The 11835-nt window shown below is 68.4% G+C and carries 10 protein-coding genes; 9 read left to right on the top strand and 1 reads right to left on the bottom strand.

Going from position 1 to position 11835, the window contains the following annotated elements:
• Nucleotides 1-315 precede the first annotated feature (315 nt).
• From glf to GXZ33_RS04485, 4 genes are all read left to right on the top strand, one after another.
• Complete coding sequence (gene glf, locus GXZ33_RS04500) at nucleotides 316-1509, top strand: UDP-galactopyranose mutase (protein ID WP_291339689.1); 1194 nt, start codon at nucleotides 316-318, stop codon at nucleotides 1507-1509.
• 104 nt (nucleotides 1510-1613) lie between these two features.
• A complete protein-coding gene (locus GXZ33_RS04495; RefSeq protein ID WP_291339688.1) occupies nucleotides 1614-2240 on the top strand; it encodes a low molecular weight phosphatase family protein in 627 nt (208 codons plus the stop codon).
• Nucleotides 2237-2782 (top strand): phosphatase PAP2 family protein, encoded by a 546-nt coding sequence (locus GXZ33_RS04490; protein ID WP_291339687.1) that lies wholly within the window; start codon nucleotides 2237-2239, stop codon nucleotides 2780-2782. The genes GXZ33_RS04495 and GXZ33_RS04490 overlap by 4 nt, the downstream gene beginning before the upstream one ends.
• 84 nt (nucleotides 2783-2866) lie before the next feature.
• Nucleotides 2867-3544 carry a three-helix bundle dimerization domain-containing protein gene (locus GXZ33_RS04485; RefSeq protein ID WP_291339686.1) on the top strand — a complete coding sequence of 226 codons (678 nt, stop codon included), beginning with the start codon at nucleotides 2867-2869 and terminating at the stop codon, nucleotides 3542-3544.
• A gap of 4 nt (nucleotides 3545-3548) precedes the next feature.
• Here the strand turns inward: GXZ33_RS04485 and GXZ33_RS04480 are convergent, their stop codons facing one another.
• Nucleotides 3549-4934, bottom strand: coding sequence for a DUF5129 domain-containing protein (locus tag GXZ33_RS04480; protein ID WP_291339685.1), 1386 nt, complete (start codon nucleotides 4932-4934; stop codon nucleotides 3549-3551).
• Nucleotides 4935-5078: 144 nt separating this feature from the next.
• On the opposite strand from GXZ33_RS04480, the gene GXZ33_RS04475 reads away from it, so the two are divergent.
• The 5 genes from GXZ33_RS04475 to GXZ33_RS04455 all read left to right on the top strand — a co-directional run bounded on the left by GXZ33_RS04475 (nucleotide 5079) and on the right by GXZ33_RS04455 (nucleotide 11779).
• Complete coding sequence (locus GXZ33_RS04475; RefSeq protein ID WP_291339690.1) at nucleotides 5079-7010, top strand: glycosyltransferase; 1932 nt, start codon at nucleotides 5079-5081, stop codon at nucleotides 7008-7010.
• Entirely contained in the window at nucleotides 7007-7510 is a 504-nt protein-coding gene (locus GXZ33_RS04470) for a phosphatase PAP2 family protein (RefSeq protein WP_291339684.1), read from the top strand. The genes GXZ33_RS04475 and GXZ33_RS04470 overlap by 4 nt, the downstream gene beginning before the upstream one ends.
• Nucleotides 7507-8502 carry a decaprenyl-phosphate phosphoribosyltransferase gene (locus GXZ33_RS04465; protein ID WP_291339683.1) on the top strand — a complete coding sequence of 332 codons (996 nt, stop codon included), beginning with the start codon at nucleotides 7507-7509 and terminating at the stop codon, nucleotides 8500-8502. The genes GXZ33_RS04470 and GXZ33_RS04465 overlap by 4 nt, the downstream gene beginning before the upstream one ends.
• 117 nt (nucleotides 8503-8619) lie before the next feature.
• Nucleotides 8620-10587, top strand: coding sequence for a flagellar motor control protein ZomB (zomB, locus tag GXZ33_RS04460; RefSeq protein ID WP_291339682.1), 1968 nt, complete (start codon nucleotides 8620-8622; stop codon nucleotides 10585-10587).
• A gap of 163 nt (nucleotides 10588-10750) precedes the next feature.
• Entirely contained in the window at nucleotides 10751-11779 is a 1029-nt protein-coding gene (locus tag GXZ33_RS04455) for an alpha/beta hydrolase family protein (RefSeq protein ID WP_291339681.1), read from the top strand.
• Nucleotides 11780-11835: the final 56 nt, after the last annotated feature.

Raw genomic sequence — 11835 nt, 5'->3', positions numbered from 1 at the left:
CCTGCGTCTGCAGGATGCGGTTGCCGCCGAAGGCGGCGGAGGCGATGAGGGCGAGGGTGAGGATGATGGCCAAGGTCGGGTTGACGCTGGTCAGCCCGGTTGTGGCGATACGGCGTCGCTGCTGCACGATGGGAACTCCCTGGGTTTTCAGATACATGTGTGCCCCGATGGGTCACCAGTGACACTAGTACACAATCGTGATTGATGATACTGCCGTGACAATAATCTGCAGGATTGACGGGGGCGTGTCGCCGGGGAAATCTGCGGCGGTGTTGCAGCGGGTGGGAAGGGCGGGCGTCGATTAGCCTGGCAGCCATGACTTACGACCTCTTTGTTGTCGGCTCCGGACTCTTCGGACTCACCGTCGCGGAGCGCGCGGCCAGCCAGCTGGGAAAGAAGGTGCTCATCGTCGAGCGCCGTGACCACCTCGGCGGAAACGCCTACTCCGAGGCTGAGCCGGAGACGGGCATTGAGATCCACAAGTACGGCGCCCACCTCTTCCACACCTCCAACAAGCGGGTGTGGGACTACGTCAACCAGTTCACGTCGTTCACCGGCTACCAGCACCGCGTGTTCGCCATGCACGACGGCACCGCGTACCAGTTCCCCATGGGCCTGGGCATGATCAACCAGTTCTTCGGCCGCTACTACTCTCCGGACGAGGCGCGTGAACTCATCCGGGAGCAGGCCAGCGAGATCGACCCGGCTGACGCGAACAACCTCGAGGAGAAGGCGATCTCCCTCATCGGCCGCCCCCTCTACGAGGCGTTCATCCGCGACTACACCGCGAAGCAGTGGCAGACCGACCCGAAGAACCTCCCGGCCTCCAACATCACCCGCCTGCCGGTGCGCTACAACTTCAACAACCGCTACTTCAGCGACACCTACGAGGGTCTGCCGGTCGACGGCTACGCCGCGTGGCTGGAGCGCATGGCCGACCACGAGCTCATCGACGTCCGCCTGGACACCGACTGGTTCGACGTCCGTGAGGAGCTGCGTGCGGAGTCTCCGGACGCGCCGGTCGTGTACACCGGCCCGCTCGACCGCTACTTCGGGTTCTCCGCCGGCGAGCTCGGCTGGCGCACCCTCGACTTCCACACCGAGGTGCTGGAGACCGGTGACTTCCAGGGCACGCCGGTGATGAACTACAACGACGCGGACGTCCCGTACACCCGCATCCACGAGTTCCGTCACTTCCACCCCGAGCGGGAGGACGTGTACCCGAAGGACCGGACGGTGATCATGAAGGAGTACTCGCGCTTCGCCGAGGAGGGCGACGAGCCGTACTACCCGATCAACACGCCCGGGGACCGCGAGATGCTCAAGGCCTACCGTCGGCTCGCGGCGGAGGAGGCCCGTGACAACAAGGTGCTCTTCGGTGGCCGTCTGGGCACGTACCAGTACCTGGACATGCACATGGCGATCGCGTCGGCGCTGACCCTGTGGGACAACAAGCTGGTGCCGTTCTTCGCGGAGGGTGTGGCCCTGGAGCAGGAGCGCGGCCACTAGTCTCCTCCGGTTGTGGGTCCGGCGACCCCGGCGTAAAGTTAACAGCAGGTTAACAAATAGAAAACTAAGAGTGTTTCGCTTCTGAGGGAAAGGCACCCGCAATCATGAGCACCGACCGTTTCGCCATCGTCCGCGAGGATCTCCACCGCCGGTACGGGCAGTACTTCTACGCCCGCACCATCGACGAGCTTCTCGACGAGAAGATCGCCGAAGCCCGCGCCCACGCCAAGGTCGAGACCTTCCTCCCCGTCACCGTCGAGCGTGAGGTCTCCGAGATCCTCGAGGAGCGCGCGGAGGCCAAGGGCCGCTCCGGCACCGCCCGCCCCGAGGTCCTCTTCGTGTGCGAGCGCAACGCCGGCCGCTCCCAGCTGGCCTCCGCGATCACCTCGCAGGCCGTCGGTGACCGTGTCTTCGTCCGTTCCGTGGGTCTGAACCCGAGCGGCGGCATCCAGCCCGAGGTCATCCAGGTGCTCGAGGAGCGCGGCATCCCGACCGCCCGCCTCTACCAGAAGGAGATCGTGCCCCGCACGGTCCACCGCGCCAACGTCGTGGTGCTCATGGGCGTCGACGAGATCCCCGGAGTCCCCGGCGACCGCGTCGAGCGCTGGGAGATCGCTGATCCGGCGGGTCAGTCCGTGGAGAAGGTCCGTGAGATCGCCGACGACATCGAGGCCCACGTGAAGGAGCTCCTCGTGGAGCTGGGCAAGGCCAACTACGCCTCCCTGCCGTGACCAGTGGCACCTGGGCCCCGGACGTGATCGTCCGGGGCCTCTTCCTTTCCCCTCCGCCCCCGCTTGTCGACGTCGCCGTGGTCCTCGCCCCCGTCACCGGCCCGACCGCCGTGGGGCTGCTGGCGCTGCTGCTCGGGGTGGGGTGGGCGGTGCGGGCCCGGCGGCGGGGGCCGCTGCTGCTGCCCGGGGCGGTGCTGGCCGCGAACCTGATCAGCCACCTGCTCAAGCGGCTCATCGGGCGGGAACGGCCGCCGGTGGAGGAGTGGCTCATCGAGGTGGGCAACCAGGCCCTGCCGTCCGGGCATGCGACGGGTACGGCGGCGTTCGCCACGGCGCTCACCCTGCTGCTGTGGGCGCGGGGCGGGTGGTGGCGGGTGCCCGTGGTTGCCTCCTGGGGGCTGTCCGTGCTGGTCGGGCTGTCGCGCCTGGTGCTGCACGTGCACTGGGCCAGTGATGTCCTGGCGGGGTGGGTGCTCGGCGTCGGAGTGGCTCTGATCACGCGCCGGGTGGCGCTAAAGTTAATTTCCCGTAAACTGCCCTGAGCTGCGCGTTTGTGATACTCTTCTGCAAAGGCCCAGGACGGTTACTTGCATGTTTACCTGTTGTTCACCTAGGGTTAACTTTAGATGAACGACAAGAGAGGTCAGACAAGCATGAACAACATCAACTTCCGTCCCGTCCGCAAGGATCTTCACACCCGTTTCGGCCACCGTGCAGAGGCCACGGTCATCGACGCCGTCCTCGACGAGGTGATCGCCGAGCACACCGGCACCGCACGCATCCCGGACTTTCTCCCGGTGCTGGTCCACCGTGAGGCGGCCTCACGGATCGAGGAACACCTGTGGACCCACGGAACCGTGGGCACCCCACGCAAGCGCATCCTCTTCGCCAGCCGCACCAACGCCCCGCGTGCCGTGCTCGCCGCCGCGATCGCCCGCCGTATCAGCGACGACGCGATCGTCGCCACCGTCGCAGCCACCCACCCGGAGAACCGCGACGACGCCCTCATCGAGTGGGTCATGGACGAGCGGGGCCTCGCCGCCGACGGCGCGAAGTACAAGACCGAGCGTCGCCGCACCCTGGCCGCCGCCGACATCGTCGTCTACCTCGACGCCGCAGAGTCCCACGACCTGCCGGGCCGCACCTTCGTCCAGTGGGACGTCCCGGCCGCCGACGGCATGAACGTCGCGGAGATCCGTGTCTTCGCCGATGAACTCGAGGCCCGCGTCGCCGGCCTGCTCACCGACCTGGGCATCCCGGTCCGTTCCCTCGACGAGGCGCAGGCCGAGGAACTCGCCGCCTGACCCTCTAGTAGCTCGAGGAGCCGCCGCCCCCGGAGAAGCCTCCCGAGGAGTATCCGGTGGTGGCGCTGCTGGAGGACTGCGCCGCCTGCACGTCCGCCGAGTGCCACGAGTAGACCATGGCGTAGGGGACGTAGTTGCCGTAGCCGTAGCCGGGGCGCCACCCGGAGTCCCACAGGGCGGGGGCCCGACGGTCCCCGTCCTTGCCCGCCTTGGTTCCGGACTCCTCGTACAGCCTCTTCTGCGCCGCCTCCACCAGGATGCGGTGGTCTGTCACCAGGCCGGCGAACTCGTCCATGAAGCCGGGGACGTCGAGTCGCTCGCGGAGGGCGAGCACGCGGGCGTCGAGAAGTGAGAGGCGCTCCCGCAGGTCCCCGTCCCCGATGTCGGCGACGGCCCGGAGGATGTCCTCGTGCAGCTCGGTGAGCTCGCGGCGACGGACGTCGGCGTCGCCGTGCTCCATCTGCGCGAGCTGCTCGATGTTCTCCTCCGCGGTGCGCAGGCGTGTGACCTGCTCATGCGCCCTGGCGATCGCTTTCCGACGTCCCCGGAACTCCCCGTCCGTCGAGCCCGCCGTCAGCCCCTCCAGCTGGTCGAAGGTGGTGTTGAGACCGAGGAAACCGGCCTTGACCTCCTCCCACTGGCGGCGGAGGGTGTCATTGGCCAGGGGAGAGGTGAGGGAGTGCGCGCGGACGTCGATGGCCTGCAGCTGCTGGGCCACGCGCCCGTAGTCACGCTGCACCTCGTCGAACTGTCCGCGGGCCGTGGCCGCCGCCTTGCGGCGGGTGTGCACCCAGGCCCAGACCGCGGCGCCCAGACCACCCGCGGCGGCCAGGCCGCCCACGAGCCAGCCGATCCAGGCCGGGACATCGGAGGACCCGGAGGGCTCACGCACGACCGTCGGGTCCGCCACGGCCTTCGTGCCCTCGAGCATGCCGGCCGCCAGGTTGCCGTCCCGCAGGGGCTGGCGCATGCGGTCGAGGATGCCGTCGAGACGCCCCGGGGTGTAGATACCCACCGCGTCGCAGACGTCATCGCCGCAGTACACACCCATGCGCTGCGGATCACGGCCCACCGCGACGATGAGCGCGCCGGGCGCGAACTTGTCGCCCGCCTCGGAGATGAGGTCACGGCGCTCGTCCTCGCCGAAGTAACGGACGGTGTCGTTGAGGTTGTCGTCGTTGGTGGGGAAGAGGATGTAGGTCACGTCGGTGACCTCCGCCGGGAGGTCGATGGACGGGGTGCGGTCGAGGAGGAGCTGCTCGTCGGCGTCGGAAAGCTCGTCGGCGAGATCGAGGACCTCCACCCCGCGTACCGCGACGGCGGCCGACACCCCCGGCGCGGCTCCGAGTACGGCCAGACCGAGGAGAAGGGCGGTGAGGAAGGATCTCATGCCGCCCAGGATAGGGGCTGCCACCGGTGAGTGCGGCGCGGAATCCGCCCTCCGGGCACTACCCTTGTTCCGGAGATGAGTCGAAAGGCGGATTCACCCGACGTGAACGACGTTAAGAACACCCCCGACGCCCCCGTGCGTGAAATGCTGCAGCGCATCCTGCTGCCCCGGAAGGGAGAGCCGCACGACGTGCGCATGCTCTACCTCATCGAGGCGGAGCAGAACAAGGAGCGCCTGACCTGGGAGGATCGCGTCACCGTGACGGTCCCCGCCGGTGCCGAGGCCTCCTTCCAGACCTACTTCAACGCCTTCCCCGCCAGCTACTGGCGACGCTGGTCCCAGCTCGACCACGTCCTGCTGCGCATGAACGTCGCCGGCCAGGCGAGCATCGAGGTGTACCGCTCCAAGATCGACGGCACACGTGTGGCCGTCGCCGGGCAGTTCATCACCGACGATGTGGCGGAATTCACCATCCCCCTCTCGCACTTCGAGGACGGCGGCTGGCTGTGGTTCGACGTCACCGCCGAGACCACCACCACGCTCACCGACGCCGGCTGGTACGCCGACCGTGAGCCCGGCCCGCAGATCATGCCGGACGGCACGGAGGTCGGGCCCTTCGACAAGCGCGTGACCGTCGGCATCCCGACGTTCAACCGCCCCCACGACGCGGTCGCCGCACTGCAGGCCCTCGGCGAGGACCCGCTGGTCGACGCCGCCATCGACGCCGTCATCATGCCCGACCAGGGCAACCTGCACCCGGCCGACGAGCCCGGCTACGACGAGGCCGTCGCCCACTTCGGTGAGCGCTTCCACGAGTTCCGCCAGGGCAACCTCGGCGGCTCCGGCGGCTACTCCCGCATCATGTACGAGGCCCTCGGCGACGGCCCGGCCGGTGCCGCGGAATCCCCGTTCATCCTCTACATGGACGACGACATCGCCATCGAGCCGGAGTCCATCCTCCGCGCAGTGCAGGTCGGCCGGTACGCGAAGTCCCCGGTCATCGTCGGCGGCCAGATGCTCAACCTGCAGGAACGTTCCCAGCTGCGCACCATGGGCGAGATCGTCCAGCGCAGCGACTTCATGTGGGGCGAGGCACCGCACTCGACCTACGACCACGACTTCGCGAAGTACCCCCTCGGCTTCACCGGCGAGGACGGCGACGAGAAGGACCCCGACGCGAAGAACTCGAAGGACCTGCACCGCCGCATCGACGTCGACTACAACGGCTGGTGGATGTGCATGTTCCCCCGCGTGGTCAGCGAGCAGATCGGGCAGCCGCTGCCGCTGTTCATCAAGTGGGACGACACCGAGTACTCCCTGCGCGCCGGCAGGGCGGGCTTCCCGACCGTCACGTGGCCCGGCGTGGCCATCTGGCACATGGCGTGGGCCGACAAGGACGACGCCATCGACTGGCAGGCCTACTTCCACCTGCGCAACCGCCTCATCGTCGCCGCCCTCAACCACGACGGCCCGGCCGACGGCATCATCACGTCGCTGCGCAAGTCCACCTTCAAGCACCTCATGTGCATGGAGTACTCGACCCTGGCGATCCAGATCGAGTCGATGAAGGACTTCCTCGCCGGCCCGGACCAGCTCTTCGACATCCTCGAGTCCTCCCTGCCGCGCATCGCGAAGATCCGCGCGGGCTACTCCGACGCCGTGGTCCTCCCCTCCGCCGCGGACCTGCCCGCCGCCTCCGGCGCGCCGGGCGTTCCCACCAAGGACATCGGCGGCCGCCTGGCCAAGATCAAGAAGGTCGGCTGGCTGCTCAAGGGCCTCAAGCACTCCCTGGGCAAGGAGGACCCGCAGCACCACACCACGCCGCAGGCCAACCTGTCCCCGGCCGAGGCCCGCTGGTTCTCGCTCTCGCGTCTCGACGGCGCGACCGTCACCACCGCCGGCAACAACGGCGTCGCCTACCGCAAGCGCGACCGCGACCTCGCCGAGCGTCTGCTCAAGGAGACCTGGGCCCTGCAGAAGGAGATCGGGGAGCGTTTCGACGAGCTCCGCACCACCTACCGCGCCGCCCAGCCAGAGCTGGTCAGCCGTGAGTCGTGGAGGAGGATCTTCGAATGAGCCGGGAGGTGGATCTCCTCATCCGGGTGCAGGACGCACTCGTCGACCGTCCGGGTGTGATTCCCGCCGCAACCGTGCTGTCCCATTTCGGGGAGCACGCCCTCGGCTGGTTCGCGCTGTCGGGGGCGGGGGCGGCCGTCGACAAGCGGAGGCGCCGACAGTGGCTGGCGGTGGGGGCCTCCGCCTTCACCTCGCACGCGGCATCAGTGGTGATCAAGCGCATCGTGCGTCGCACCCGTCCGCATGATGGGCGGATCCGGGTGGGCGTCGGCACGCCTTCACGACTGTCCTTCCCGTCCTCGCACGCCACCTCCACCACCGCGGCGCTGGTCAGTCTGGCGGACCTCAGCGGCTCGAAGCTGCCGCTCGTCGGGGTTCCGGTGATGATGTTGTCGCGTATGGTTCTGGGAGTCCATTACCCGACCGACACCCTCGCGGGTGCCGTGCTCGGGGCCACCACCGCCAAGGTGATCACCGCAATCGAGAGGAAGAGCGAGTGACCGAGGAACACCAGGTCGAGGAGCGGACCGGCATCTTCTACCCGGAGCCGCACACCGAGGGCCTCGACAACACCCGTAAGCGTCGCCCGCCGAAGAACCTGCCCGACGCCATGGTCAAGGCGCTGCGCCCCAAGCAGTGGGTGAAGAACGTCCTCGTCGTCGCCGCCCCCGCGGCCGCCGGCGCCGAGGCACTCACCGACGGACGCACGCTTCTCGACGTCCTCCTCGCCTTCGTCGTCTTCTGCCTCGCGGCGTCCTCGATCTACCTGGTCAACGACGCCCGCGACGTCGACGCCGACCGTGAGCACCCCACCAAGCGTTTCCGCCCGATCGCCTCCGGCATGCTGCCGGTCAACTTGGCGTACGGCATGGCGGTCATCCTCATCATCGCCGCCGTCGGCCTGTCCTTCCTGGCCTCCTCCGGCTGGGGCCTGGCGGCCGTCGTGTCCGTGTACATCGCCCTCCAGCTGGGTTACTGCTTCGGCTGGAAGCACCTGCCGGTGATCGACATCGCGCTGGTCTCCTCCGGTTTCATGCTCCGTGCCATGGCCGGTGGTGTCGCCGCCGGCATCGAGCTGTCCCAGTGGTTCCTGCTGGTCGCGGCCTTCGGTTCGCTGTTCATGGCCTCCGGCAAGCGCTACGCCGAGCTGCAGCTCGCCGAGCGCACCGGCAAGAAGATCCGCCGTTCCCTGCAGGGCTACACCGCCACGTACCTGCGTTTCGTGTGGACGCTGGCCGCCACCGCCGTCGTCATGAGCTACGCGCTGTGGGGCTTCCAGCTCTCCAACGCCGTCGAGGGCATGGCCGGTGTCTGGTACCAGATCTCCATGGTGCCGTTCACCATCGCGATCCTGCGTTACGCCGCCGACGTCGACCGCGGTGCCGGTGGCGCCCCGGACGAGATGGCCCTGTCGGACCGCGTGCTGCAGCTGCTGGCCGTGCTCTGGATCCTGTGCATCGTCTTCGCGGTGTACCTCGTGCCGGCGATCTAGCCGCTGCACGGACCCCCGGAACCTGCGTCAGGTTCCGGGGGTCCTCCGATTCCGGGGTCTGCTTCCCGACGCCGCCGGTCCCCGGGGCACACCCGTCCCCCTGCTAACATCTGCCGCATGACCACAGCTGCCGGGGTGTCCGGTCAACCTGCACGAACGGGGAGCAGCCGCCACGGGGAGGCCGGCACACCACCGTCCACCACCCGTTCATTCACGGTGTGGACCGGGGTGGCCGGTGCCCTGATCGTCGCCGTCCTCGCCTTCATCGGCGGCTGGCGACGCCGCTGGATGAGTGATGACGGACTCATCGTCCTGCGCACCGTGCGCAATCTGCTCGCCGGCAACGGCCCGGTGTTCAACGCCGGGGAGCGCGTCGAGGCCAACACCTCCACCCTGTGGCAGTACCTCATCTACCTCGGGGCGCTGGTCACGGACGCCCGCCTCGAGGACATCGCCATGTGGCTGGCGCTGCTGTCCACCACCGCGGCCCTGGGTGTCGCGACGTGGGGCACGACCCGCCTGTACCGGCGCCGCTCCGCCCTCCTGCTGCTCCCCGTCGGCGGGCTCATCTACCTGGCGCTGCCGCCGGCCCGGGACTTCGCCACCTCCGGCCTCGAGTGGGGGCTGAGCCTGCTGTGGATCGCCGGACTGTGGTGGCTGCTGGTGAGCTGGGCGCAGCGCACGGGGACCGGGTGGGCCACCTGGGCGCTGGCCTTCTGGACCGGTCTGTCCTGGCTGGTCCGCCCCGAACTGGCGCTCTACGGAGGCCTGGCCGGGCTGCTCCTGCTGCTCGCCGCGGCGACGTGGCGGGAGCGGGCGCTCATCCTGGCGGCGGCCCTGCCGGTGCCGGCGGGCTACCAGATCTTCCGCATGGGCTACTACGGGCTGCTGACGCCGCACACGGCCGTCGCGAAGTCCGCCGGTGACGCCGAGTGGGCAGACGGCTGGAACTACGTCCGCGACCTCACCGACCCGTACTGGCTGTGGCTGGCGCTGGCGCTGGCCGTCACCCTGGGCGGCGTCACCCTGTGGCGGCTGTCGACGTGCCCCTCCACCCCGGCCGCCCCCGAGCCGCGGGTGGGGCTGGCGCGTCTGCGTTGCCCGGAGGCGGCCATCGCCCTGGTGCTGCTGGCCGGGTTCATCCACGTGCTCTACGTGCTGCGCGTCGGCGGCGACTTCATGCACGGGCGCATGCTTCTGCTGCCGCTGTTCGCCCTGCTGCTGCCGGTCGCCGTGGTGCCGCTGTCGGACCTGCGGGTGACGCGCCCCCGGATCGACCTGCTCGCCGCCGTCGGCCTCGTCGGGGTGGGCTGGTGGGCGGTGAGCACGACGATCACCGGTCACCCGATCGACTGGGAGACCGACTACCGGGAGCTCGGTATCGTCGACGAGCGTGACTTCTGGACCTACGCCACCTTCCGCGAGAAGGACGACGCACCGCGCTACGCGGACGACTTCCTCACCGCGAAGGCCATGAACCACTACCCGGAGGTCATGGAGCGGGCGATGGCGGAGGACACCGCCATGATGTCGATGATCCTGCTCAACGAGGAGGAGTTCTCGTGGATCACCTCCCCGCGCATCCCGCGTGAGTTCGCCGCCGGGGATCCCTCCGGCCTGGCCGGCCAGCCGCCGACGGTCTACCACATCAACCTGGGCATGACCAGCATGAACGCCCCGCTGGAGATGCGCGTGCTGGACACCGTCGGCCTGACGACGCCGCTGGCCGCCCGTCAGCCGCGTGACCCCGACGCCCGTGTCGGCCACGACAAGTGGCTGCCGTGGTCCTGGCAGGCGGCGGACACGTCGATCGTCCCGGAGTTCGTGCCCGAGTGGTACGACCGGGAGGAGACCGCGCGTGCCCGGGAGGCGCTGCAGACCCCGGCCGTGGCGGAGCTGCTGGCGTCCTACCGTGAGCCGATGAGCGTGGGTCGTTTCCTGTCGAACATCCGCTTCGCGCTCACCGACGGCCGTTCGCTGGAGATCAGCCTCGACCCGGAGGAGGTCATCGACGAGTTCGGGCCCGCCGACCCTGGAATTCCGGTTGCCTGGCACCACGATATTTCCCCCGAACGTCCCAGGTGAGACAGGAAATAGTCACGGAAAGATAACGAACTGGTGAGCTTTTCTTTATCTTTTGTTCTAGAGTGTCTCGCAGCAGGGATGCTGTCTGGGCTGCGCGGTCAGGTAACGAGCGGGCAGGCACGGCCGATAGTCCCGTAGAAGAAACGCCAAGCCGAGGAGAACCATGTCCGTCATCACCGGAGCCCGCAGCGTGAGCAGGAGAATCATTGCGGCGCTGGTCGCCTTCGCCACCGCACTGACCGTCATGGTCGCAGGTGGCGTGGGTACCGCCCACGCAGACAACCGCGGGTGGCTGCGCCCCGACGCCACCGGTCACTGCGAGTGGGACCCCGTCCAGTTCTGGGTCCAGCGCTGTGACGTCTGGTCGCCGTCGACCGGAGCCAACATCACCGTCCAGGTCCAGCCCGCCGCCCGCGGCGGCAACGCAGGTTTCTACCTGCTGGACGGCCTGCGTGCCACCAGCCACGCGAACGCCTGGACCGTCGACGTCAACGCCCCGGCGCTGTACAACGACTCCAACATCACCCTGGTCATGCCGGTGGGCGGTGCCGGTTCGTTCTACGCGGACTGGGAGCACCCGGCGACCTACGACCTGAACAACCCGGTCACCTACCAGTGGGAGACCTTCCTCACCTCTGAGCTGCCGGGCTACCTGGCGCAGCACTTCGGTGTCGCGCCGGACAACAACTCCATCGCCGGTCTGTCCATGGGCGGCACCGCCGCCCTGAACATCGCCGCGAAGCACCCGGGTCAGTTCCGTCAGGCCCTGTCCTGGTCCGGCTACCTGACCCAGACCATGCCGGGTATGCAGACCCTCATGCGTGTCGCGCTTCTCGACGCAGGCGGTTTCAACCTCAACGCCATGTACGGCACCATGATCAGCCCGCGCCGTTTCGAGAATGACCCGTTCCTCAACATGGAGGGCCTGCGCGGCAAGGACGTCTACATCTCCGCCGCCACCGGCTTCTGGGGTCCGGACGACGCCAACTACCCGATGAACCTCAAGCTCTCCGCCACCCCGCTGGAGATGCTGGCCGGTGTCTCCACCCGTCTGTGGGAGGTCAAGGCCCGTGCCACCGGCCTCAACGTCACCGCCGATTACCCGCTGACCGGCATCCACAACTGGACCCAGTTCGGTTACCAGCTGCACAAGACCAAGCCCCGCGTCCTCGACGTGATGAACGCCTGGTAACCAGTGCGCACCCCCACCCCGGCAGGTCCCTGACCTCCCGGGGTGTGTTATTTTCC

Source organism: Corynebacterium sp., assembly GCF_012838985.1.
GTDB lineage: Bacteria > Actinomycetota > Actinomycetes > Mycobacteriales > Mycobacteriaceae > Corynebacterium.
This window is presented reverse-complemented; position numbering and strand designations above follow the sequence as displayed.

Excerpts from the sequence above, each read along its gene's own strand:
- GXZ33_RS04470 (WP_291339684.1), top strand. The coding sequence starts at position 7,007 with ATGAGCCGGGAGGTGGATCTCCTCATCCGGGTGCAGGACGCACTCGTC.
- GXZ33_RS04485 (WP_291339686.1), top strand. The coding sequence starts at position 2,867 with ATGAACGACAAGAGAGGTCAGACAAGCATGAACAACATCAACTTCCGT.
- GXZ33_RS04480 (WP_291339685.1), bottom strand. The coding sequence starts at position 4,934 with ATGAGATCCTTCCTCACCGCCCTTCTCCTCGGTCTGGCCGTACTCGGA.
- GXZ33_RS04455 (WP_291339681.1), top strand. The coding sequence starts at position 10,751 with ATGTCCGTCATCACCGGAGCCCGCAGCGTGAGCAGGAGAATCATTGCG.
- glf (WP_291339689.1), top strand. The coding sequence starts at position 316 with ATGACTTACGACCTCTTTGTTGTCGGCTCCGGACTCTTCGGACTCACC.
- zomB (WP_291339682.1), top strand. The coding sequence starts at position 8,620 with ATGACCACAGCTGCCGGGGTGTCCGGTCAACCTGCACGAACGGGGAGC.
- GXZ33_RS04475 (WP_291339690.1), top strand. The coding sequence starts at position 5,079 with ATGCTGCAGCGCATCCTGCTGCCCCGGAAGGGAGAGCCGCACGACGTG.
- GXZ33_RS04495 (WP_291339688.1), top strand. The coding sequence starts at position 1,614 with ATGAGCACCGACCGTTTCGCCATCGTCCGCGAGGATCTCCACCGCCGG.